The sequence below is a fragment of the Verrucomicrobiota bacterium genome (assembly GCA_016871535.1).
Classification (GTDB): domain Bacteria; phylum Verrucomicrobiota; class Verrucomicrobiia; order Limisphaerales; family SIBE01; genus VHCZ01.
In genome coordinates, this window is the sequence record VHCZ01000015.1 from 1 (window position 1) to 22,585 (window position 22,585).

At 60.7% G+C, this 22,585-nt stretch carries 16 protein-coding genes; 9 read left to right on the forward strand and 7 right to left on the reverse strand.

Going from position 1 to position 22,585, the window contains the following annotated elements; all coding sequences use genetic code 11:
* Window positions 1-283: 283 nt before the first annotated feature.
* The 4 genes from FJ398_03715 (at window position 284) to FJ398_03730 (ending at window position 6,021) form a co-directional block, all read left to right on the forward strand.
* Window positions 284-2,368, forward strand: coding sequence for a hypothetical protein (locus tag FJ398_03715; protein ID MBM3837062.1), 2,085 nt, complete (start codon window positions 284-286; stop codon window positions 2,366-2,368).
* 149 nt (window positions 2,369-2,517) lie between these two features.
* Entirely contained in the window at window positions 2,518-4,023 is a 1,506-nt protein-coding gene (locus FJ398_03720; protein MBM3837063.1) for a sugar ABC transporter ATP-binding protein, read from the forward strand.
* Window positions 4,020-4,991, forward strand: a complete 972-nt coding sequence (locus FJ398_03725; GenBank protein ID MBM3837064.1) for an ABC transporter permease — start codon at window positions 4,020-4,022, stop codon at window positions 4,989-4,991. The genes FJ398_03720 and FJ398_03725 overlap by 4 nt, the downstream gene beginning before the upstream one ends.
* 67 nt (window positions 4,992-5,058) lie before the next feature.
* Entirely contained in the window at window positions 5,059-6,021 is a 963-nt protein-coding gene (locus FJ398_03730) for an ABC transporter permease (protein MBM3837065.1), read from the forward strand.
* Between the two features lie 175 nt (window positions 6,022-6,196).
* Here the strand turns inward: FJ398_03730 and FJ398_03735 are convergent, their stop codons facing one another.
* Together FJ398_03735 and FJ398_03740 are read right to left on the reverse strand one after the other, a co-directional pair.
* The gene (locus tag FJ398_03735) at window positions 6,197-7,600 is read right to left on the reverse strand and encodes an alkaline phosphatase family protein (GenBank protein MBM3837066.1); all 1,404 of its coding nucleotides are present in this window, start codon (window positions 7,598-7,600) and stop codon (window positions 6,197-6,199) included.
* A gap of 160 nt (window positions 7,601-7,760) precedes the next feature.
* Window positions 7,761-8,639: a prenyltransferase gene (locus tag FJ398_03740; protein MBM3837067.1), complete on the reverse strand. Its 879-nt coding sequence runs from the start codon at window positions 8,637-8,639 to the stop codon at window positions 7,761-7,763.
* Window positions 8,640-8,748: 109 nt separating this feature from the next.
* On the opposite strand from FJ398_03740, the gene FJ398_03745 reads away from it, so the two are divergent.
* The 4 genes from FJ398_03745 to FJ398_03760 all read left to right on the forward strand — a co-directional run bounded on the left by FJ398_03745 (window position 8,749) and on the right by FJ398_03760 (window position 15,505).
* Entirely contained in the window at window positions 8,749-10,173 is a 1,425-nt protein-coding gene (locus tag FJ398_03745) for a sulfatase (GenBank protein ID MBM3837068.1), read from the forward strand.
* A 62-nt stretch (window positions 10,174-10,235) separates the two neighbouring features.
* Window positions 10,236-11,996 (forward strand): sulfatase, encoded by a 1,761-nt coding sequence (locus FJ398_03750; GenBank protein MBM3837069.1) that lies wholly within the window; start codon window positions 10,236-10,238, stop codon window positions 11,994-11,996.
* Between the two features lie 1,189 nt (window positions 11,997-13,185).
* Window positions 13,186-14,502: a Gfo/Idh/MocA family oxidoreductase gene (locus FJ398_03755; protein MBM3837070.1), complete on the forward strand. Its 1,317-nt coding sequence runs from the start codon at window positions 13,186-13,188 to the stop codon at window positions 14,500-14,502.
* A 109-nt stretch (window positions 14,503-14,611) separates the two neighbouring features.
* On the forward strand, window positions 14,612-15,505 hold the full coding sequence (locus FJ398_03760) for a TIM barrel protein (protein MBM3837071.1): 894 nt from the start codon (window positions 14,612-14,614) through the stop codon (window positions 15,503-15,505).
* A 4-nt stretch (window positions 15,506-15,509) separates the two neighbouring features.
* Here FJ398_03760 and FJ398_03765 read toward each other — a convergent pair whose 3' ends face one another.
* The 5 genes from FJ398_03765 to FJ398_03785 all read right to left on the reverse strand — a co-directional run bounded on the left by FJ398_03765 (window position 15,510) and on the right by FJ398_03785 (window position 21,745).
* Window positions 15,510-15,671, reverse strand: a complete 162-nt coding sequence (locus tag FJ398_03765; GenBank protein ID MBM3837072.1) for a flagellar basal body-associated FliL family protein — start codon at window positions 15,669-15,671, stop codon at window positions 15,510-15,512.
* A gap of 57 nt (window positions 15,672-15,728) precedes the next feature.
* Window positions 15,729-18,344, reverse strand: a complete 2,616-nt coding sequence (locus FJ398_03770) for a DUF3520 domain-containing protein (protein ID MBM3837073.1) — start codon at window positions 18,342-18,344, stop codon at window positions 15,729-15,731.
* Window positions 18,345-18,626: 282 nt separating this feature from the next.
* Window positions 18,627-19,160, reverse strand: coding sequence for a sigma-70 family RNA polymerase sigma factor (locus FJ398_03775; GenBank protein ID MBM3837074.1), 534 nt, complete (start codon window positions 19,158-19,160; stop codon window positions 18,627-18,629).
* Between the two features lie 135 nt (window positions 19,161-19,295).
* A complete protein-coding gene (locus FJ398_03780) occupies window positions 19,296-20,870 on the reverse strand; it encodes a 2-isopropylmalate synthase (GenBank protein ID MBM3837075.1) in 1,575 nt (524 codons plus the stop codon).
* Between the two features lie 377 nt (window positions 20,871-21,247).
* Window positions 21,248-21,745, reverse strand: coding sequence for a hypothetical protein (locus tag FJ398_03785; GenBank protein ID MBM3837076.1), 498 nt, complete (start codon window positions 21,743-21,745; stop codon window positions 21,248-21,250).
* 315 nt (window positions 21,746-22,060) lie between these two features.
* On the opposite strand from FJ398_03785, the gene FJ398_03790 reads away from it, so the two are divergent.
* Window positions 22,061-22,558, forward strand: a complete 498-nt coding sequence (locus tag FJ398_03790) for a hypothetical protein (GenBank protein MBM3837077.1) — start codon at window positions 22,061-22,063, stop codon at window positions 22,556-22,558.
* Window positions 22,559-22,585 lie beyond the last annotated feature (27 nt).

Here is a 22,585-nt window from a genome sequence, read left to right on the forward strand (position 1 = left end):
GGCGCCTGGCCGGCTGCGGCGTTGCTCGTCGGTCACAGCCCCAAAACGGGGATGCTCCCTCCTCGCGCCTTGCATCCGGCCAGGCGGCGCTCCCGCCAAAACCGGAAGTTATTTTTGCACAGACCCTAAGGTGGGGCGAGGACTCCCGCCGAGCCAATGCCATCGAGGAAAAGCTCCGCAGGAGCGTCGCTCCACCGACGTGAACTGAGGGGTTACTGGGACCCAAATTTGGAATGCCGCCTGCGCCGCGTCGTGTTAAGGATGAGCAAACATCCGCTAACTTATGAAACAATTCCCGTTTGGATTGCACCTCGCCAAAACCGCCATTGTCGCTGGCCTGGCGTTGTTCTGCGCTCCCGCGCCGATCCTGTGCGCGCAGGATCAACCCGGGCAAGCGGCCGGGTCCGCGGGCATTAGCCCCGTGGCGCAACTTCTGAAACGCGAGATCATCGGCCCTAACCTGTCTCTCGCTGAAGTGCAGGACTTCGTCGAGAGCCGCCTCCCGCGCATGCCGGCGTCCAGATCCGCCGCCGAATGGCAAAAACACGCCGAACAATTGCGGACGCAGATGCTCGATCAGGTCGTCTTTCGAGGTCAGGCCGCGGCCTGGCGCAGTGCGAAAACAAAAGTCGATTGGTTGGAAACCATCGACGGCGGCCCCGGTTATCGCATCCGAAAGCTCCGTTACGAAGCGTTGCCCGGCTTGTGGATGCCCGCCGTGCTTTATCTGCCGGAGAATCTTTCCGGGAAAGTCCCCGTCGCCCTCAACGTGAACGGCCACGACCCAAATGGCAAAGCCGCGCCTTACAAACAAATCCGCTGCATCAACCTGGCCAAACGCGGCGTGCTCGTGCTGAACCCGGAATGGTTCGGCATGGGCCAGTTGCGCGGGCAAATGTCCGAGCATTATCGGATGAACCAGATCGATCTCTGCGGCGCCAGCGGCCTGGCGCCGTTTTTTCTCGCAATGAGCCGCGGCCTGGACGCCTTGTTGTCGCTCGAAAACGCCGACCCCGAACGCGTGGTGGTCTCCGGACTTTCCGGGGGCGGTTGGCAAACGATTTACCTCAGCGCGCTGGATACCCGCGTCACGCTCGCCAATCCCGTCGCGGGTTATTCCAGTTTCCTGACGCGGGTGCGGCATGTGTCCGACCTGGGCGATTCCGAGCAAACACCCTCGGACATGGCGACCGTTGCGGATTATGCGCATTTGACCGCGATGCTGGCGCCCCGGCCAGCCTTGCTCACTTACAACGCCAAAGACGATTGTTGTTTTGCTTCGGACCATGCTTTGCCGCCGTTGCTCGAAGCCGCCGCGCCGATTTACAAGCTGTTCGGACACGAGAGCCGCCTTCGGTCTCACGTCAATTACGATCCGGGCACGCATAACTACGAAAAGGATAACCGCGAGCAGTTCTACCGAATGGTCGAAGAATATTTCTGGGGGCGGAAATCCGAGGAGCACTGGAAAGAGATTCCGTCCGAGAGCGAAGTGAAAACGAAAGAACAACTGCAGGTCGAACTGCCGTCCGAGAACGCGGACTTTCATTCACTGGCCCTGGATTTGAGCAAGTCCTTGCCTCGCGATGCCGCGCTCCCCGCTGATGCGACGGCCGCGAAACGCTGGCAACAAGCGCGCCGCCTGACGCTCCACCAGATCGTTCGCACGCGCAACTACACCGCGCAAGCCGAGCGCGCGGGTGAGGACGAAACCAACGGGGTCAAAGCCGTGTTCTGGCGCGTGAAGCTCGCCGGCCTTTGGACCGTGCCCGTCGTGGAATTGACTCGCGATCAACCGAAAGCCACGGCGATTTTGGTCGCGGACGGCGGGCGCACCAACGCGCTGGAGCAAGTCAACCGGTTGCTCGCTCTGGGCAACCGCGTGCTGGCTGTCGATCCGTTTTACGTGGGCGAGTCGAAGATCAAGAGCCGCGATTTTCTTTACGCGCTGTTGGTCGCGGCGGTGGGTGAACGTCCGCTGGGAATTCAGGCCAGCCAGTTGACTGCGATTGCGCGCTGGTCGCAAGCCGCGCACCAGAGCGGTCCCGTGGCGATTGTCGCGGTCGGCGCGCGGTGCAGTCTGGCGGCCTTGGTGGCGTCCGCTTTGGAAGCGCAAGCGATCGACGGCGTGGAACTCCACGGCGCGCTCGGCAGTTTGAAGGAGATCATCGAGCAGAACTGGGCCGTAAACGAGAAGCCGGAATTGTTTTGCTTTGGGCTGCTGGAAGCGTTCGACGTGAAACAACTGGCGGCCCTGGCCGCGCCCACGCCGGTTGTTTTCCAAAACGCGAGCGATCGCGTGAAGAAGGAACTGGCCGGCCTCAAGGACTGGTACAAACTCTTCGGCGTCGAGTACCAGCCGTGGTGAGAAGGGTCAGGACTCTTCGCAGTCGTAACGGATCCCTAATTCATCTGAAGGCACCATTTGAAAAGAGTGCACTTCTTCCGAACTGTCTGCTGGCCGTGAGCCGAGCCTTTCCTATGGACCCTCACGAAGGGCTTCGCTAATTTCGCTGCGTGTCCGAGCCGTTGCTGAAACTCGACTCCGTGGCGAAAGCGTTCGCCGGCCTCCTCGCGTTGAAGCCGATCCATCTCGAAATCTCTTCCGGGGAAGTGCGGGGGTTGATCGGCGAGAACGGCGCGGGTAAATCGACGCTCATCAAAATCCTCAGCGGCGTTCACGCTCCGGACCAAGGGACAATTCTCTGGAACGGCGCGGCGGTCCGCTTCGATTCACCGCGGGCGGCCCTGGCGGGGGGAATCGCGACGATTCACCAGGAACTGGCTTATTTTGGCCAACTGTCCGTCACGGAGAATTTGCTGATGGGCGAACGCTGGCCGCGGCATTGGTGGGGCGGGGTGAATTGGGGCGCCTTGCACTCCGAGGCGCGGTCGCAACTGGCACGTTTCGATCTCGACCTTTCTCCGCGCGCTTGTTTCCACGAACTGAGCGCCGCGCAACGGCAGGAAGTCGCGATTGCTCACGCGCTTTGCCGGCGCGCGCGGCTGCTGATCCTGGACGAACCAACTGCGAGCCTGAGCGAGCCGGAGGCGCAACGCCTGTTCGCTCAATTGCAGCGCCTCCGCCGCGAAGGCGTGGCGATCCTTTATGTCTCGCATCGCCTGGACGAAATTCTGCAACTGACGGATCGCATCGCCGTCCTGCGCGACGGCGAGTTGGTCGCCAACTATCGCACGTCCGAAACGGATCTGAACCAGCTCGTGCGGGACATGGTGGGACGCGCGCTGGAACAGATTTATCCGCGCACGCGGCCGGCCCGGAAAAGCGAACCGTTGCTGGAGCTGAACGGCGTGAGCTGCGCCGACCTGTTCCGGCGAATCAGTTTCCGCGTGCATGCCGGTGAAATCGTCGGGCTGGCCGGGTTGGTGGGCGCGGGGCGTTCGGAATTGGGCCGCGCCATTTACGGCTTGTACCCGATCGACGGCGGCGCGATGCGGCTGTGCGGCCGTTCCTGGAGACCTTCCGCGCCTCATCAGGCCTTGCAGGCGGGGCTCGTTTATTTGCCCGAGGAACGCAAGCGCCAGGGGCTGGTGCTCGATCATTCGGTGCGCGACTCGATCAGCATCGGCTTCTCCGAATTGATCTCGCGTTTTGGGTTGATCAAGAGTTCCGAGGAAACAAATCGGGTCGGGCAAGCGCTGGAGCGTTTTGCGATCCGCAGCCGGAGCCCAAGCCAGGAGGTCGGCACGCTCAGCGGGGGTAATCAACAAAAGGCCCTGCTCGCGCGCTGGCTGGAACGCGGGCCAACGGTGATCGTCCTGGACGAACCGACGCGCGGTGTGGACGTGGCCGCGAAAGCCGAGATCCACGCGCTGATTGACCGGCTCGCAGGCCAGGGCAAGGCCGTGCTCCTGATCTCCAGCGATCTGCCCGAAGTCCTGGGCATGAGCGACCGCGTGCTCGTGATGCACCGCGGCGAGATTGCGGCCGAACTCAGCGGTGGGAACATGACCCAGGAGAACGTCCTCCTGGCGGCATCCGGGCTCTGGACTTTGAAATGAAAGACCGCTACTCGCGCGCGTTGCTCCAGCGGCTCATCTTTTTGCTGGCGGGGAATCTTCTCCTTTTGGTCGCGATTCGATTTTACATGAAGGAAGGCGGTTCGTTCAGCCAGGTTTTGTGGCGGGCCGGCCCGAACGTGGCCCCCGTCGCCATCGCGGGACTGGGCATGACGGGCATCATCTTCGCCGGCGCCATCGATCTCTCCGTTGCTTCCATCATTGTCGTGGCGGGCACGGTGTTTGGCATTCTCGTTTCTCACGGCGCCGCGCCTTGGGCGTGCTTTGCCGCGTGCCTGGCGACGGCGTGGAGCCTGTCGATGGCCAATGGCTATCTGGTCCGGCTTCTCAAGATTCCCGCGATCATTGTCACGTTGGCTGGACTGGCCTTTTACCGGGGTCTGGCGCTCATCATCGCGGACCTGGGTGTTCCCGGCTTTAGCGGCAACATCTCCGTGCCGGACGAACGGTATCACGGCCCGGGAAAAATGTACGCGGGCTGGATTCTGATCGGAGTGCTGGTTCTCGCGGCGATATGGGAACTGTTCGCGAAATCGCCTCGGCGCTGGCTTGCGCTGGGGAACTCCGAGGAGGCGTGCCGGTTGCTCGGCGTCAGTCCAGGAAAGGTGCTGCAAAGCGCGTTCTGCGCGGGCGGGGTTTTTCTCGGGCTGGCCGCACTGATTTTCACCACGCGCGTGCAAGCCATCGAACCGGCGCGCATGGCGCTGGGCTTCGAACTGCAAGTCATCGGCGCGGTGGTCCTGGGCGGGACGAATATCTTTGGGGGGGAAGGCAGTTACGCCGGGACGCTTCTCGGCGCGATCTTTCTATATCTGATTCTCGAATTGCTGATCTACGCCGGGGTCAGTCCGTATTTCCAGGAACTCATCGCCGGAGCCATCATCGTTGCGGTGATCGGCCTCGACTGCGCGCTGCACCGGAAGGAAAAGTTGCTGGCCGAACTGGCGTGAAAAGCCCGCGAGAGTGTTAAATGGGTTAAATGGGTTAAATCGTTAAATTGAATTTAGGGTTTGCTCCATGAAACGTTGGGCATTGCCATCCTTGCTGGCCGCCGAGATCGCGTTCTTTACCTGGGTCAGCGCTCCAAAAATCCATTCGCTCAATGGATGGGCGGTCTATTTCCAGAATTACTTTGGTGATCTCGTGGCGCAATCCGCGCCGGTCATGTTGCTGGCGGCGGGGATGACGTTCGTGCTCATGACCGCTGGCATCGATCTTTCGGTGGGATCGATGGTCGCGCTGGTCGCTTGCGTGATGTCTTCCTTTCAGGCCGGGCCCGGATTCTGGTGGACCGCCGTGCCGGTGGGTTTAGCGCTGGCGCTGACACTTGGATTGACGAACGGCGTCCTGATTGCGGGGCTGAACATTCCCCCCATCATCGCGACGCTGGGCACGATGATCCTTTATCGGGGAATGTGTTTTGTGGTCATGGGCGATCTGGAAAAAGCGCCGTTTGTCTCGGTGCCGGGATATGAAAGCCTCGGACAATTCTCCGGCGCATTGGTTCTCATAGCGCTCGTGTTTCTCTTGGGGGGAAGCTGGTTCGAACGCTCGCGCTGGCGGCGCGAAATTCTCATGCTGGGCGGCAATCGAGTCGCGGCACGGTATGCGGGCATTCCGGTGACGCGCCGGCTCTGCGAGGTCTATGGCGCGATGGGCGTGCTGGCGTTCCTGGCGGCGCTGTGCTTCACGGCGCGGAACAGTTCGGTCAGCGCCAGTTCTCTCACGGGATTGGAATTGCACGTGATCGTCGCCGTCGTGCTCGGTGGAACCCGCGTGCAAGGCGGCGCGGGCTCGCTCTGGGGAAGCTTCCTGGGCGTCTTGCTAATCGCGGTGTTGGATGAAGGCTTGCGCGGCGCGGCCATCTGGGGCGAGCAAAACCTGCCGTTCAAAATCAGCCATCTGGAATATGTGCTCCTCGGTATTCTGTTGGTCGCCGGCGTCTGGCTAAATACACGGTTCGGCCGGCCGTCGCGGTAATTCGACCTCCGTTGTCCGACAACTCCTTCTCTTTCGTTCCTGTGTATCGTGGACCCTACTGCCAAGACCGTGAGATGGACGACACGGAAACGGTTTGCAGTCCCACCTTTAGGCGGCCAGGACCGGCTAAAGCCCGGACTACAAACGCTGGGCTGCCGTCCCCCCCACGGTTTCCTCAGTAAGTTCCCAAAACCGCCTCGCGGATCACCGCATAAACCTCGGTCGAATCGAGTTGCGCTTTCGCGAGCGGCGCGCGGTTTTGTGCGATGCAGATCGGCCAGTGCGCGGGATCGGAAGGCCGCCCGCCATGCGACCCTTTCACCAGGCTCGCGTCCAGCGGGATGACATCCATGAGCATCCGGAAGCCAAGTTTTTTTTGCAGCAGCCGCCAGGCAATTTTCAGCTTGATCAACGGCTGCGCCGGATCGAGGAACAACTCGACTGGATCGTAGCCCGGCTTGCGATGAATATCGACGCAGCGCGCAAAGTCCGGAGCGATCCGATCTTCCAGCCAGTAGTAGTAGGTGAACCAGGCGCGCTCCGACGCAACGGCGATCAGGTCACCCGCGCGGGGATGATCGATGCCGAGCGCGGCTTGTTGCTGGCGTCCCAGCACCTGGGCGATGCCGTCCTGTTTTTCCAGCAAGCTGCGCGCTTTGTTCTCCAACGTCCGGTCGTTCACATAGACGTGCGCGACCTGATGATCCGCCACGGCGAAGACTTTGCTCGCGCCGCTATCGAGCAGTTCCAGGCCCAGTTCGTCTTTGATCGCCAGCCAGCCTTGCGCGCGGAACAGGCGATTCAAGTGGATCGGCGTGTCCGCGTCGATGATTCCGTATTCGGACAACAGCAGCACCTGCACGGAACGGGCGCGGAAAAAATCAATCAGATCGCCAATGATGGCGTCGATGTGCTGCACGTCCCGAACCAGGGCCGGATTCGCCGGGCCGAGCCGTTGCAGGTTGTAATCCAGGTGTGGCAAATAAATGAGCGAAAGCGTCGGGTGGTATCTGTTTTCAATCCATTGTGCCGATTCGGCGATCCAGCGCGACGCGGCGTCGGCGCGGCCTTGCGGAGAATCCACGCCCGCCGCCGGTCCCCAAAACGCCGGGAATGGAAACTCCCCGAGGTCCTTCTTGATTTCGGAGCGAATGGACAACGGCGACGCGTAGATGTCGAAGACCTTGCGGCCATCGGCCGGGTACATCGGGCGCGGGGTGATGGAGTAATCGGCGGTGGAATACATGTTGTGCCACCAAAAAAGTTTTGCGCACGTGAAGGCGGGGTCTTGCGCGCGGAGTTCGTCCCAGATTTTGCGGCCCTGGACGAGGTGATTGGATTGTTTCCAGAACTGAACTTCGGCCAACTCGCGGTGGTACCACCCATTGCCCACGATTCCGTGCCGGTTCGGCAAAGTGCCGGTGAGATAATTCGATTGCGCGGTGCACGTGACGGCGGGGAACGCGGGGACAATTGTGGCCAGCCCGCCTTTCCCGGCGAATTCATTGATTCTCGGCGTCGCCGGTCCCAGAAGCGACCGGCAGAGCCCCACGACGTCAATGACCGCGGTCCGCTTCATGCAGTCCAAGGAGAGCATCCAAGGTTGCGGAACCATACACCGCCCATGAACGGGTAAGGACGCGTTCCACCGCGTCCCTGGAATTGCTCCTTCGATGGCTCAGTAAGGTCAGGGACGGAGTGGAATCCGTCCCTACCCTGGAGAATGGCACGGAAAGACTTCATGTCGCCGGGATAAAACGCTGAAACAAAAGCGCCGCGACGAAAAACAGCGCAAAGATCCAACCCATCGACGCCGCGGCGTCCGCCACCGCCAGCAGATCCACCAACACGATGCCCGCCAGCAATCCGGAGACCGTCAGGCCAATGCTCCGGTTCGGGCCGCCGAAGGTATAGCGGAGACACCGAATGATCCACGCACCCAGGATAGCCGAGAGCACCAGGGCGCGCATCCGGTAGGCGCCGTCATTCACGAGCAGAGCCAGCAGCACGGGAGCCGCCAGCAAATAACAAGGCCAATGCCGCAGCGGACCGCGCGGGCTTTCCTTTCGCGCGAGGTAGCTCAAGCCGACGATGTAGGCGCCCAGCACGAGCGCACTCCAACCCGCGAGCCCGGTCACGCCTTGCCGCCCCGTTGAGGCGGCGACGAGATAAAGCAAAAACCGGCACGCGGCCATCAGCACAGGGGAGAAGGTGATGATTTTGTGGACGGCATCGTAGAGGACGATGGTTCCCGCCAGCACGAGTCCCAAAAACGCCGGCGTGGCTCCCAGAAGGGCGAGGAAAAGAGTTCCCACCGCGAGCCAGGAGAAACCCCAGATCCACACTTCGCCGACGTCGATGGCGGCGGAAGGAATGGGCCGTTCCTTGCGGTGTTGACGGTCGAAGTCGGTGTCGAACGCGTCATTCAAAAACATCCCGCCGAGATAAAGGCACGTCGTGCCCGCGCAGAGCGCGGCGAACTTCAGGCCGCTCTCGCCCCCGCCTCCCAGCAGCCAGCCCGCGAGGCAATTCGACCAGACCGTCGGGAGATTCGAGACCCGCCCGAGGAGCAGCAACGTCCGAAACTGAGTGAGCGTGTCGGTTTTGGCCAAAGGCATCGCCCTGGAAGGAAATCAGGAAAGCCGAAAAAAGCAACACGAGCCGAGGCCCAAATCGTTACCACGTTAATTCGGTGAAAAGTCTTCGCCAAAAGGGTCGAATCAGACTATGAAACTGACCATGCTTGCCCTTCTTCTCAGTTTGCTGTTGCTGGGGAGCTTCTCCCTGGCCGAGGCGGCTTCATCCTCGCCGCCCAATGTCCTCTTCATCGCGGTCGATGACTTGAACCATTGGGTCGGTTATCTCGGCCGCAACGCGCAGACGAGCACGCCGAACATCGACAAACTGGCCGCGCGCGGCGTGCGGTTCACACGGAGTTATTGCGCGGCGCCTGTCTGCAATCCGTCTCGCGCTGCGCTCATGTCCGGACTACGCCCTTCCACCACGGGCGTGTACGAGAACAACAACGACTGGCGCACTGCCATCCCGGAAGACTTGCCTCTCACAACCGCATTTCGCAAAGCCGGCTACTACATCTGCGGCGCGGGCAAGATTTATCATGAGGCGTACCGCCGCCGCAGCGAATGGGATGACTATCTCGCTGGCGCCGGACAAGACCCGGCGCCGACCGGCGACACCGGCGTTGGCGGCATCAAGTTCGCCCCGCTCGACTGCAAGGACGAAGATTTGCGCGAGTGGAGAATCGTCCAGTACGGGATCGATCAATTGCAGAAGAAACAGGACAAGCCGTTCTTCCTCGCGGTCGGCCTGCACAAGCCGCACATGCCTTGGAACGTGCCGCGCAAATATTACGACTTGCACCCGCTCGACAAGATCCAGCTTCCGCCGCGCCTCGAAAAGGATCTCGATGACATCCCGCCCGCCGGCGTGCGCATGGCGAGACCCGAAGGCGACCACGCCGCGATGCTGAAGTCGGGCCGCTGGAAAGAAGCGGTCCAAGCGTACCTGGCGGCGATCTCCTATGCCGACGCGATGATTGGCCGGTTGCTCGACGCGCTCGACCGAAGCGCTTACAAGGACAACACGATTATTTGCTTCTGGGGCGATCACGGCTGGCACCTCGGCGAGAAGGAGCACTGGCGCAAGTTCGCGCTCTGGGAAGAAGCGACTCGCGCGCCGCTCATTTGGGTCGCGCCCGGCCTGACCAAACCGGGCAGCGTTTGCGATCGCACCGTGGATTTCATGACGATTTATCCCACACTCACGGATCTCTGCGGAATCCCGACGCCGAAGCACGTGCAAGGCGAGAGCATTCGTCGGCTGCTGGCCGATCCGAAAGCGCCGTGGGACAAGCCCGCGATCACCACGCACAAATTCATGAATCACGCGGTCCGCACGGAGAACTGGCGCTTCATCCGCTACGCGAACGGTGACGAGGAACTCTACGACGAATCCAAAGATCCGTATGAGTGGACCAACCTGGCGACGAAGCCAGAATTCGCCATTACGAAAACCGAACTGGCCAAACACCTGCCTGCGGTGAACCACGCGGACATCGGCGGCACGGAGCGGCCCGCGGCCAGGAAGCCAGGCAATGCCGGAAGGAAACCCGGCGCGAACCGAAAACCCTGAGCGATCTGGAGAAGTTTATGTCCGCGGTGAAAGCTCAATTCGAACAGGAGCCAACAGAGAGAATGGAGGCTGAGGCTGAGCGAACTGGCCCATTCGGAAAACAATCCTGCGGTTGGTGTCGCTTTTTCAAGTTCTGGATTTCCGGTTTGTCTCGGATTTCGGATTTCGGATTTCGGATTCCGGCTGTTCCTCAGCCGAGCGCGTTCAGAGCCTGTCTGAAAAATGGGTGGAACGGGCTACCAGCCCGTTTTTGGGGGCAACCTGCCGCCAAAAGGCCCGGCGGGCTGGTAGCCCGCCGCAACAGGCCGGTGGCCTGTTCCACCCAGAAGACAGTTTTCAGACAGGCTCTCAGTCGCCCGGCGTTGAGCCATTGCTCCCTCGTGCTCTGGGCATTGCTTGGCATAAACGTGATCGGCGCACTTTCCCCAGCCGCCGCCGCCGCGCCCCGCCAACCCAACGTCCTCTTTATCGCCGTGGATGACATGAACAACGATTTGGGCTGCTACGGCCATCTGATGGTGAAGTCGCCGAACATCGACCGCTTGGCGCGGATGGGCGTCAAATTTGACCGCGCCTATTGCCAGTTTCCGCTGTGCAGTCCGAGCCGTTCTTCGCTCATGACCGGATTGCGTCCGAGCCAGACGCGCGTCTTCAATTTGCAGTATCATTTCCGCACCGGCCTGCCCGACGTTGTGACCCTGTCGCAGTTGTTCAAGAACAACGGCTACTTCGCCGCGCGCGTGGGGAAGATTTATCACTACGGCAATCCGGGCCAGATCGGAACCAGCGGCCTTGATGATCCGCCTTCGTGGAGCCAGGTCATCAACCCGGCTGGCCGCGACAAGACCGTCATCGAAACCAACATCCTCAATTACACGCCCAAGCGCGGGCTCGGCAGCGCCATGTGCTACCTTCCCGACGCGGAAGGCCGCGATGAAGACCACACCGATGGCAAAGTCGCGCTCGAAACCATCAAGCTCCTTGAAGCGCACCGGGACAAACCGTTCTTCATCGCGACCGGCTTCTACAAACCCCACACGCCGTATGTCGCGCCGAAGAAATATTTCGATCTCTATCCGCTTGATTCCATCAAGCTACCGGCCATCCCTGCCGATGAACAGGCCCGCGCGCCGAAACCCGCGCTCGCGTCCAACGCGCCCTGGCCATATTTCGGTGTGACCGAAGATCAGGCGCGCGAGTGCAAGCGCGCGTACTATGCGACGATCTCATTCGTGGACGCCCAGATCGGCAAAGTGCTCGAAGCGATGGACCGGCTGCAACTTTGGGACAACACCATCGTCGTGTTCTGGAGCGACCACGGCTATCACCTTGGCGAACACGGCCTGTGGATGAAGCAAAGTTTGTTCGAGGAATCTGCGCGCGTGCCTTTGATCATCGTGGCGCCGGGAACAAAGGCCCGCGGCAAAACTTCGCCGCGCGTGGTCGAGTTCGTCGATCTTTATCCGACGCTGGCAGACCTGGCGGAACTCACGCCCCCGGCGAACCTGGCGGGCGCAAGCTTGCGGCCCTTGCTCAACAATCCGATCCGGCGCTGGAATCGCCCGGCGTTCACGCAAGTCCAGCGCGGCCAGTTTCCCGGCTACTCCGTGCGGACGGAACGATGGCGTTACATCGAGTGGGATGATGGCGCGAAGGGAACTCAACTTTACGACCACAGAACCGATCCGCGCGAATTGAACAACCTCGCGGCGAACCCGAAATACGCGAAGACCGTTGCCGAGATGAAAGCGCTGATCAAAAGGAATTGGCCCGTGCGCGTGGAAGGCGGCCGCGCGCCGGACGCAAGAAAACCAGGCGCATGACCGCACCAAACACCAACCGCGCTTTTATGCGAATCACCTCGACCGTGTCCGTGAAGCCTTCCCATGAACCGTTCCTCCGGACCGTGGCCTTTAGGCCGCTTCAACGCTGGACTCCGGAGAGTGCGCGGAAGCAGCCTGAAGGCTGCGGTCCGCACGATTTTCGGTTCAAGGGCCATGTGCAGGGCCCTGAGGCCAATGCAGCTTCCCATGAACCGGACGGTAGGGCGAGCCTGTCCCCAGCGAGCCGAGTCGGACGTGTTCCAGGCGCGTGGACCGGCTCGCCGGGACGGACTCGCCCTACCTCCTTCATGAGTCCTGTGCAGGGTGCGGTGGCCATGGAAACTTCCCATGAACCAATCCACCCCTTCGCCCCTCCCAGGAGGGGAAGGGTGGGTTCGGACCCGAGCGCGCTCAACTGGCTCATTCCGAACTTTGCCCCTCGTTCCCGGCGCAGATCGAACTCCGCTGAATTCCTCGTTCGTTCGCCATCAAAACTATTGACAGACGCGCCGGGTCTAAGAGCGTGTCCGAAAATTGCGCGGGGTCCTGCGGCGAGGGATTTTGGCTGTGGCCAAGGCGGCGAGGTCCGAGCATCCCCAACGCGGGCTGTAAGGACCGAGCCAACGCAGGCCACGGACAAAAGACCCGCCGCCCGGAGGGTTTTCGCGCCAAAGGCCGCCTGGCTTCGTTGCTCCTCAGTCGAAGATCCAGGGAGGATATTCTCCTTCGTTGCGCCTCGCCATCCGGCCTTTGGCGCAAAAACAGGACCCCGCGGAATTTTCGGACACGCTCTAAGGCCTCATACATGTAATCCCAACGGAAAGCCCGTTTGTCGCCCGGTTCGTGGATCGACGTTTTGTGTTTAGCAGGCGCGTCCAGTCCAACGAGCCAAGCCGGCGACGACGTGGACTGGAAATGGGCTTCCGGTTGGACTTATTTCAAATAAGCCTGGGACGCGGTTCGTCCAACAGCGTGTTGATGAACGAACCCTGTGTTCTGAAGAAGTCGACTGACAAGCATCCATTCATGTCGGCAAGCGTTCGACCGATATTCAATGGAGTCCATCGGCAGTTGCGATTGCACTCCATGCGTCTGGGCGAGGACTGGCAAATCGAAGTCCGTCCTCTGACCCTGACGCATCAGCCGCCCAAGGTGCTTCATATCAAAAATTCAATCCCCGTATCCGACCATGAACAAGACCTCCAACCTCCGCCCGTCCACGTCCCGCCGCCAATTCCTTAAAGCTTCCTCAACCGTCGCCCTCGGCGGCGTCGTCGGCACCCGGCTGGCGCTTTCCGGAAACGCCTTTGCCCAGAACAGCGAAACCCTCCGCATCGGCCTCATTGGCTGCGGCGGGCGCGGTTCCGGCGCCGCCAGCCAGGCGCTTCACGCAGACAAAAACGTCGTCTTGACCGCGATGGGCGACGCGTTCTCCAACAAACTCCACGGCAGCCTCAATGCGCTTCAAAAAGATTTCCCTGATCGCGTGAAAGTGGATCCCGACCATTGTTTCGTCGGCCTGGACGCCTATCAAAAGGTCCTCGCCAGCGGCGTGGACGTGGTCATTCTGGCGACGCCGCCCGGATTCCGCCCCTTGCACTTCAAGGCCGCCGTGGACTCGAACAAACACATCTTCTGCGAGAAACCGATGGCCACGGATTCGCCCGGCGTCCGCACAGTTATGGCCGCAGCCGAGGAAGCCAGGAAGAAGAAGCTCGCGGTCGTGGCCGGTTTCTGCTGGCGCTATGACTACGCCCGGCGCGCGTTGTTCCAACGCATCCACGACGGCGCCATTGGCGATCTGCGCGCGCTTTATCACTGTTACTACACCGGACCGGTGAAGCCGATGCCGCCCGCGGCGAGTCGCCCCGCAGGCATGAGCGATGTCGAGTGGCAATTGCGGAACTGGTACAACTTCGTCTGGCTAAGCGGCGACGGCTATGTCGAGCAGGCTGTCCACAGCGTCGATAAACTCGCCTGGGCCATGCGCGACATGCCCCCCGTGAAATGCACCGCCGTCGGCGGGCGGCAGATTCCGAACAATGAAGGCAACATCTACGACCACATCGAGGTGAACTACGAATATCCCAACGGCGTCCGCGGTTTCGTCGTCCATCGGCAAATCACCAACTGCGATGGCGGCGTTTACGACCACATCATGGGCAGCAAAGGCATCGCCAATATCACCGGGCGACGCGGACGCCAGGTGGATATCACCGGCGCCGATGAGTGGTTCTACAACGGCCCCACGCCGGACATGTATCAGGTCGAGCACGACGAGTTGTTCGCCTCCATCCGCGCCGGCACACCGATCAACGACGGCGTCCGCATGTGTACGAGCACGTTGCTCGCGATCATGGGACGGACCTCGGCCTACACCGGACAGGAGATCACTTGGGATCAGGCGCTCAATTCCCAGGAGAAACTCGTCCCGGAACCGCTCGAATGGAACATGTCTTTGCCCATCGCTCCCATGGCCATGCCTGGACGAACGCGCTTGGGCTGAGAGTTGGTCAGGCATCCTGCCTGACCAAAGCTTCCATTGTTGAAAACCATCAAAAGAGGCAAGCTGGAAGCCTGCCTCAAGCCAAAGCAGTTGCCATTCGGAATCTGATATGAAGACGAACATGAACCGCCGTGATTTTCTAAAGGCCAGCGGATTTGCCGCTACCGCAACGGCCATCCTCCCCGCTACGCTTAATACCGCCGCCGCCGCCGCCGGCAAAAAGCGCGCGATCAAGAAAGCCATCATGTGGGGCACAATCGGTTTCAAAGGTTCCGTCCTGGAAAAGATGCGGGCCGTCAAAGCGGCCGGATTCGAGGGCGTTGAACCCAACGGCGGAATGGACCGGAACGAAGTGAAGGAAGCACTCGACGCGACGGGCTTGAAAGCCGCGAGTGTCTGCTGTCACACCCATTGGGCCAAGCCGTTATCCGACCCCAATCCCGCCGCGCGCGAAGTTGGATTGGAAGGATTGAAGCTGTCGCTCCAGGACGCGAAGCATTACGGTGCGACCTCGGTATTGCTCGTGCCGGGCGTTGTGAATGACAACGTCACTTACGACCAATGCTTCGAGCGTTCGATCGTGGAGATTCGCAAGGCCATTCCGGTGGCCGCGGAATTGGGGGTGAAGATCGCCATCGAAAACGTCTGGAATAATTTCATCACGAAGCCCGAACAAGCCGTCCGGTATCTCCAGGAAATCAACAGCCCTCATGTGGGTTGGCATTTCGACATCGGCAACATCATTCGTTACGGGCTGCCCGAGGAATGGATCCCGGCCCTGGGCAATCACATCCTCAAGCTGCACATCAAGGAATTCGGCCAGGCAAAGCGCTTCAGCGTGAAACTGCTCGAAGGCGACAACCATTGGCCGGCGATCATGAAAGCGCTGGACGCAGTCGGCTACGACGGCTGGGGCATTTCCGAACAACCCGGCGACCAGGCCAAAGACGCCGAGAGCTTGAAGGACCTCTCCGACCGCATGAGCCGCATCTTCGCCATGTGAGGGTTCACTGAACGATAAATTCCGTGATAATCACTTCCTGAATCGTTCCGTGTCCCAGCACGTCATTGAAAAGCCCCAGCAATTGCTGTCGCAGGAGATTCCGAAAGCCAGGTTTCTCCACGTCGTTCAACGTCAGACTCGAAAGCGCGCCCACTGCAACATCCATTAAGCGCTCTCGATTGAAGTTCACCCGCCGAATCAGTTCCGGGTGATCGCCGAGAACCTAAATCCGAGCCACGGCAAACCGCGTGGCGGAGGTTCCGGAGAGATTGACGACGATCTTATCGGATCGGGCTTCGTCCAGGATTTCGCCCAGGATTTCGCCATTGGCGCTCACCACCACAAATCTGTCGGCGTCGCCTGGTCTGCTTGGATCTCCCGCCACGAAGGCCACTTGCTCGCGGGTCAGCGGCACGGGCAATTTGGGATTTCGGACGGCTTTGGATGGCGTTGTCATCGACGCGTTCTGGGTCGCGCCCCTGCGAATCCAGTTCAGATGCTCTGCGGGCGCCGCCGGAGGCGTTTCGCCGCGTTGTGAGAAGACCGGGACCATGCGCGTGCCTGCAATCGCTTTGGCCTTCTTCACCAGGTTGACAAATTCGGGGCGGTAGCCTTCTTCGTCCGCGCCTTTCCCTTCCTGGGCAAGTTCCAGAATGCTGTCGAAGTTCGCGGCGCCTTTAAAGCTGGAATCGCGAAGGATCAAGCCAAAGCCCGCCACCGCGGCGGCGAATTTGAAATCGGGCGAAGCCTGGCCAAAGCTCGCTTCGCTGTCCGCGGCGGTAAATTCCAGCAATTGGCTCTCGTTCGCCTCGGGCCTTTTGTAACGCAGTTTCAGCGTCAACAGTTCGCGCTCGGCATTTGCCACTCGGATTTGAAACCGTGGGCCGGATTGATACTTCAGATTGTCGGTGGCCGCGCGGTTCTCGGAGGCGCCCGCGGGCACCACTTCATACAACGCGGTGACCGCGTGGCCGGCTCCGACCTCGCCGGCGTCCTTGGCGTCGTTGTTGAAGTCCTCCGTCCGCAACAACCGCTTCTCGTAACCGATCAAGCGATACTGGCTGACTTGCGCCGGGTTGAACTCGATCTGGACTTTTACATCCTTGGCGACCGCGACGAGCGTGCTGTTCATTTGGTCCAGCAACACCTTCTGCGCTTCTTCAATCGAATCGAGGTAATGGTAATTCCCGTTGCCTTTGTCCGCGAGCTTTTGCAGCAGCGCGTCTTTGTAATTGTCTGTGCCGACCCCCACGGCGCTCAGAAAAACTCCGCTCCGCGCTTTGTCCTGCAAGAGACGGACCAGCGCCGTTTGATCTGTGATCCCGACGTTGAAATCGCCGTCCGTGCACAGGATGACACGGTTGACACCGTTCGGGATGAAATGGCGCGCCGCCATGGCGTAGGCCTGTTGAATGCCCTCGCCGCCATTCGTCGAGCCGTTCGCTTCGAGCCGGTCGATCACGGCCAGGATTTGTTCTTTGTCCGCGCCCGAAGTGGAAGGCAGCGGGACCCCGGAATTGTTCGCATAGACGACGATGGCGACGCGATCGTGCTCCGACAATCTCTTGGTCAAGAGCCGCAGCGCTTGCTTGAGCAGCGGCAGGCGTTCGGGCGGCCGCATGGAACCGGACACGTCGATCAGGAAAACCAGATTGCTCGGTGGCCGTTTGCCGGGAGTAAGTGCCCGCGCTTTCAAGCCCACGGAGATCAACCGGTGCCCGGAATTCCAGGGGCAACCCGCCGTTTCCAGGCTCACCGCGAACGGCTCGTTGCCTTTAGGCGCGGGATAGGCATAGGTGAAGTAATTGATCATTTCCTCGATCCGCACCGCGTCCCCCGGCGGCAACTGGCCTTGGTTGAGGAATCGAAGGATGTTCGCGTACGATGCCGTATCGACATCCAGCGAGAAGGTCGAGATCGGATTCTCCAGAGCCGTCTGAAACGGATTCTCCGGATAATACGGATACGTCGCGGTATTGCCCGGAGCCGAGCGGATGGACTCGGCGCCATTGGCACCCGAATAACCATAACGGCGCACCGGCGTGGAATCGGGCCGCCCAGAGCGCGCGTACGGATCGGCGAGCGGTCCGGACGGAGCCAGGCCGTAACGACGCATCATTTCGGGGGACATTCCTCGGGAAGTCGCCGGACGGTTCTCAGCAACGAGAGTCTCGCGAGCGGACGACAGCGCGCCTTGCTCGGTCAATTGAGCCGGTTCAGCGCTTTGCGCACGTTCAACCTCCCGCACTAGCCCGTAACGCTTCAAGAGATTCTGATCCATTTTGAAATGGTAAGATCGACTATCTTCAGCGGGTGTCGCCGGACCCTGGCTTGGCGCTGATGCGCGGCTGTCGCCGGACGAGGACGTGGGGGTGAGTTCGACTCTGGCCCCTGCATCCGCAGGCTGGGGATCGCGGGCCGGTCTGGAGTCCAGCAGGGTTATGCGTTGCGCCTTGGCCTTGGCCTTTGACAGTGCGGGAAGTAAAAACGAACCCGCAACCAGCAAGACCAGGCACGCGGCAGCCGCCAGCCCACCCCACGAAACGAACCGGTTCCACGGCCCGCGGACCCCGACTTCCGGTTCCTCCTCTACGCCCGCGACCGTTGCTTCCGGGTCCACCGCCTCGCTAATGGTCTGCCGCTGCTCGTCGGAAAGACCCACGCAAGTTTCTTGTCCGAGTTCCTGCGCCAGGAGAGCCGCCGCTTGCTGGACTTCCTCAACGGCCTGGCGCCACTCGGCGGATTCCTCGAGCGCCAGTTCGACTTCCGCGCGCGCCGGCTCGTCGAGTTCGCCGAGCGCGTAGGCCGTCAAATGGGGATCATCGGGATCAATTTTCATAAGAGCGTGTCCGAAAATTGCGCGGGGTCCTGCGGCGAGGGATTTTGGCTGTGGCCAAGGCGGCGAGGTCCGAGCATCCCCAACGCGGGCTGTAAGGACCGAGCCAACGCAGGCCACGGACAAAAGACCCGCCGCCCGGAGGGTTTTCGCGCCAAAGGCCGCCTGGCTTCGTTGCTCCTCAGTCGAAGATCCAGGGAGGATATTCTCCTTCGTTGCGCCTCGCCATCCGGCCTTTGGCGCGAAAACAGGACCCCGCGGAATTTTCGGACACGCTCTAAGACCTCAGTGAACTTTGTTCAGGCCGAACTCCGTTCTGAGTTCGCGCCGCAAGGTTTTCAGAGCGCTGTGCAGGAGAAAGCCCACGTTCGTCACGGTCAGGTTTGTGACTCGGCTGATTTCTTTGTAACTCAGGCCGCACTGGAATTTCAGCCTGACGACCTCCTGCTGATTCGCCGGCAAACCATGGAGCGCCTGCAAGACGTGGTTCGCCGCGTCCGCCCGCTCCGCCGCGAGAGCAGGGGAAGGTTCGTCGCTTGCCTGGGACGCGGTTTCAAGTTCGGCCAGCGGTTTCATGCGATTCTCCTTTCGGCCAAGATCCACCGCGCGATGACGGCAGACCGTGAAGAGCCATTCGACGACGTAAGTCTGCACGTCATCCGGATCTTCGGCGCAGAGGCGCAGAAAAGTATCTTGGACCACGTCACGCGCCTGGTCCGGATCACCGGTGAGCCAGGCATACCGCATGAGCGAGCTTTCGTGTTGATCGATAATCTGGCTGACCCACTCGCTTTTGCTCAGATGCCCGTTGTTGCTCATTGGCTTCGTGGAGTTGGACGCAAGCCTGTCACACTTTGTTAACGGGCGGGGAGGAATTTTCTTAGAAGAAAAATCTTTAGGGAGCAGCCAAGGTCACGAGGCTCCGATTCCTGTCAAATTTCGGTGGCAGTGTACTCACGGCTGCGGCGGTTTGCGGGCCTTCTCGGGATTGCTGCACAGGAAGCGATTCACCGCATTGAGATACGCGCGCGCGCTGGCTTCGATCACGTCCGTGCTCGCGCCTTTGCCCGTGACCAGTTCGCCGTCGCCGAAATCCACCTTCACGGTTACTTCGCCCAACGCGTCCTTGCCTTGAGACACGGCGCGCAAGGAGTAATCGATCAGCCTGCCGCGCGTCTTGGTGAGGCGATCCACCGCTTTCAGCGTGGCATCGACCGGTCCATCGCCAATCCCGGCGTCTTGCAAGACTTCGTCGCCCGTCTTTTGGCCGTTGCGCCGCTTCAAGCGGACCGTGGCGGTCGGGACCGTCTGGCTGCCGCTGGTGACGCTGAGGTAATCCAGCGACCACGTCTCCGGCACTTCAGTGATGTGCCCTTCGACCAGCGCGGTCAAATCATCGTCATAGACGAACTTCTTCTTGTCCCCGACTTCTTTGAAGCGCGCAAAGATCGCGCTGACGTCCGCGTCGGTCATTTTGAAGCCAAGATGCCGCAAGCGCGCGGCGACGGCCGCGCGGCCACTGTGCTTGGTCAACGGCAAATCCGTATGTCCCCAGCCCACTTCCTGCGGATCCATGATTTCGTAGGTTTCGCGTTTCTTGAGAATGCCGTCCTGGTGAATGCCGCTGGCGTGGGCGAAAGCGTTTTCGCCAACGATCGCCTTGCTGCGTTGCACCACCAGGCCGCACATGCGCGAAACCAACCGGGACGACTTCACAATCTCCCGCGTGTTGACTCCGCAATGGACGCCGCCAAAGAAATCGCGCCGCGTTTTGATCGCCATCACGATTTCCTCCAATGCCGCATTGCCGGCGCGCTCGCCGATGCCATTCACGGTGCATTCGACCTGTCGCGCGCCCGCCTTGACCGCCGCGAGCGAATTGGCGACGGCCAAACCCAAATCGTCGTGACAATGCACGCTGATGATGGCTTGCCCGGTTTGGAATTCTCGAACCTCGTCGTAAAGACGCCCAATCAACGCGGCATATTGTTCCGGCACCGCCCAGCCGACCGTGTCCGGGATGTTGAGCGTGGTCGCGCCGGCGGCGATGGCGGCTTTGCACACCTGGATCAAAAACTCTGGCTCGGTCCGGGAACCGTCTTCGGGAGAAAACTCCACGTCATCGACGTACGATTTGGCGCGCTTCACGCCTTCGACTGCGAGGCGAAGAATTTCGTGCTGCGCTTTGCCGAGTTTGAATTCTCGATGGATCTTAGACGTGGCCAGAAAAACATGAATGCGCGCCCGGCGGCCAGCGGGTTTGACGGCGGCGCCGGCGGCGTCGATGTCCTTCGCCACACAGCGGGCCAACCCGGCGATGATGGGTCCCTTGATCTCTTTGGCGATGGATTGGACCGATTCGAAGTCTCCCTCGCTGATCACCGGAAATCCGGCTTCGATCACATCGACCTTCAGGCGAGCGAGCTGGCGGGCGACTTCCAGTTTCTCGCGCAAGTTCATGGAAGCGCCGGGGCACTGCTCGCCGTCGCGGAGCGTGGTGTCGAAGATGAGGATATGTTTGTTTTTCATAGCTTTGGTTTTTCCGTGAGGGGTTTAAGGGTCGTCAAGAAAACAAAAACCCCACTGCCGGGTTCGGCAGTGGGGTGGAAAGCTGGTTCTGAATCGCGTTACAACCCGACTGCCGCCCCGCACAGCAGGGCCAGCCGCAGCGCCAGCAGGTTGTTTCCGATGCGATTCACGGGGAGACTAGTAACCGCGACCTGACACCGCGTCAAATGGAAAATCCACACGTTCCACACGTTTGTATCCCCCCCAGTTACTGCTGGTCCGCGGGATGGACGACAAAGCTCGTAGCGCAGAGTTGCACTCTGCCGTATCGCAGAATTGTATTCTGCGGGGCGTCTCCCAGTCCGAGCACGCTGGGACTGGTCTGAGGTGAGTCCGACTCAGTTGGAGGGCTTGGGCTTGGTGGGCGCAGGAGGCGGAGTGGTTGTCGCGGGTTTTTCAACCGGCTTGCGGACTGAGGTTGAAGCGGCGGTTCCCATCGCATCGGCGGCGGCTTTCTTGGCAGTTTCTGCGGCTTTCTTGGTCACATAGGCCGCCTTCTTGGCGGCGTCCGTGGCTTTGGCGAGGGCGTGTTTGCGCGCTTCGGCGGCTGAGTGCTTCGCCTGGTCAGCGGCTTTCCTGGACTCCTCGGCCGCCTTTTTCGCTTCTTTGGTTGCCGTGGCTACGGCGGTCGCTTTCGCGGCGTCCGACGCATATTTCACCGCTTCTGCGGCGTCTTTGTTCGCCTGGTCAGCGGCTTGATTGGCTTCATCAAGCGCCTTATTTCCCGAGTCGATCTTGATGGTAGTGCCGGGTTTTGCCGTTTGGATGGGATCAGCGGCTTGGGTTTGCCAAGCCAGGACCGCCGCAAGCGCGATCATCCAGGAAAGGAGTTTCATATGCTTTTTTAGAAGTAGGCGGGTTCTGACGGCCGTTTCTCTCTCGCCGTTTGTTGGACGTTCCAACGCTGCGTGCCATTCATAACGCATAGTAGGCAGGGTCTCCGAAGAGTCAAGCGCGCAAAATCTGCGCACAGCCAAGTGGCGGTTTGAGAAGAAAGTGCGCAACCCTTCTCGAAATGAACGGTTTAAGGCGTGAATTCCGTGATGGCACCTCAGGTGCTTAAGTGTAGTCAAACCGTGGCAAGCAAAGCACCTGGGCGGCGCTTTGGCGCCAGGGAAACTAAAACAAAACACCAGATGTCGGATAATCACATGAAAAGATTCGTTAAATCACTCGTATTGGCAGGCGTCGCCAGCGCGATGCTCGGAGGAGCGACCAGCGTGATGGCGCAACGCGGGGGTTTCGATCCCGAAGAAATGCGCCAGCGCATAATGGAACGCTACCAGGAGCAACTCGGCATGACCGCTGAGGAATTCAAGGCCGTGCAACCGCTGATCGAAGGTGTCCAAACCAAGCAACGGGAAACGGCGGCCTTCAACCGCGGCGGCTTCGCTTTCGGACGCGGCGGCGGCCGAGGCGGCGGTGGCGGCGGCGGATTTGGTTTTGGCGGACCGCCTCCGGCTGAAGTCGAAGCGCTGCAGAAGGCCGTAGAGTCCGGCACGCCTGCCGAGGTTAAGGCCAAGCTCGAGGCGTATCGGGAAGCCCGCAAGAAAAAGGAAAGCGAATATACAGAAGCCCGCGAGAAACTTCGCAAGGTTGTGACGCCGAAACAAGAAGCCCAGCTCGTGTTGGCGGGCCTGCTCAACTAGCGTTTCAAACCGATTGAGAAGTCGTAA

Coding starts and splice junctions, on each gene's coding strand:
- FJ398_03770 (MBM3837073.1), bottom strand. CDS start 18,344: ATGAAAATTGATCCCGATGATCCCCATTTGACGGCCTACGCGCTCGGC.
- FJ398_03740 (MBM3837067.1), bottom strand. CDS start 8,639: ATGCCTTTGGCCAAAACCGACACGCTCACTCAGTTTCGGACGTTGCTG.
- FJ398_03790 (MBM3837077.1), top strand. CDS start 22,061: ATGAAAAGATTCGTTAAATCACTCGTATTGGCAGGCGTCGCCAGCGCG.
- FJ398_03730 (MBM3837065.1), top strand. CDS start 5,059: ATGAAACGTTGGGCATTGCCATCCTTGCTGGCCGCCGAGATCGCGTTC.
- FJ398_03780 (MBM3837075.1), bottom strand. CDS start 20,870: ATGAAAAACAAACATATCCTCATCTTCGACACCACGCTCCGCGACGGC.
- FJ398_03785 (MBM3837076.1), bottom strand. CDS start 21,745: ATGAAACTCCTTTCCTGGATGATCGCGCTTGCGGCGGTCCTGGCTTGG.
- FJ398_03745 (MBM3837068.1), top strand. CDS start 8,749: ATGAAACTGACCATGCTTGCCCTTCTTCTCAGTTTGCTGTTGCTGGGG.
- FJ398_03755 (MBM3837070.1), top strand. CDS start 13,186: ATGAACAAGACCTCCAACCTCCGCCCGTCCACGTCCCGCCGCCAATTC.
- FJ398_03750 (MBM3837069.1), top strand. CDS start 10,236: ATGGAGGCTGAGGCTGAGCGAACTGGCCCATTCGGAAAACAATCCTGC.
- FJ398_03715 (MBM3837062.1), top strand. CDS start 284: ATGAAACAATTCCCGTTTGGATTGCACCTCGCCAAAACCGCCATTGTC.
- FJ398_03725 (MBM3837064.1), top strand. CDS start 4,020: ATGAAAGACCGCTACTCGCGCGCGTTGCTCCAGCGGCTCATCTTTTTG.
- FJ398_03765 (MBM3837072.1), bottom strand. CDS start 15,671: ATGGATGTTGCAGTGGGCGCGCTTTCGAGTCTGACGTTGAACGACGTG.
- FJ398_03775 (MBM3837074.1), bottom strand. CDS start 19,160: ATGAGCAACAACGGGCATCTGAGCAAAAGCGAGTGGGTCAGCCAGATT.
- FJ398_03735 (MBM3837066.1), bottom strand. CDS start 7,600: ATGAAGCGGACCGCGGTCATTGACGTCGTGGGGCTCTGCCGGTCGCTT.
- FJ398_03760 (MBM3837071.1), top strand. CDS start 14,612: ATGAAGACGAACATGAACCGCCGTGATTTTCTAAAGGCCAGCGGATTT.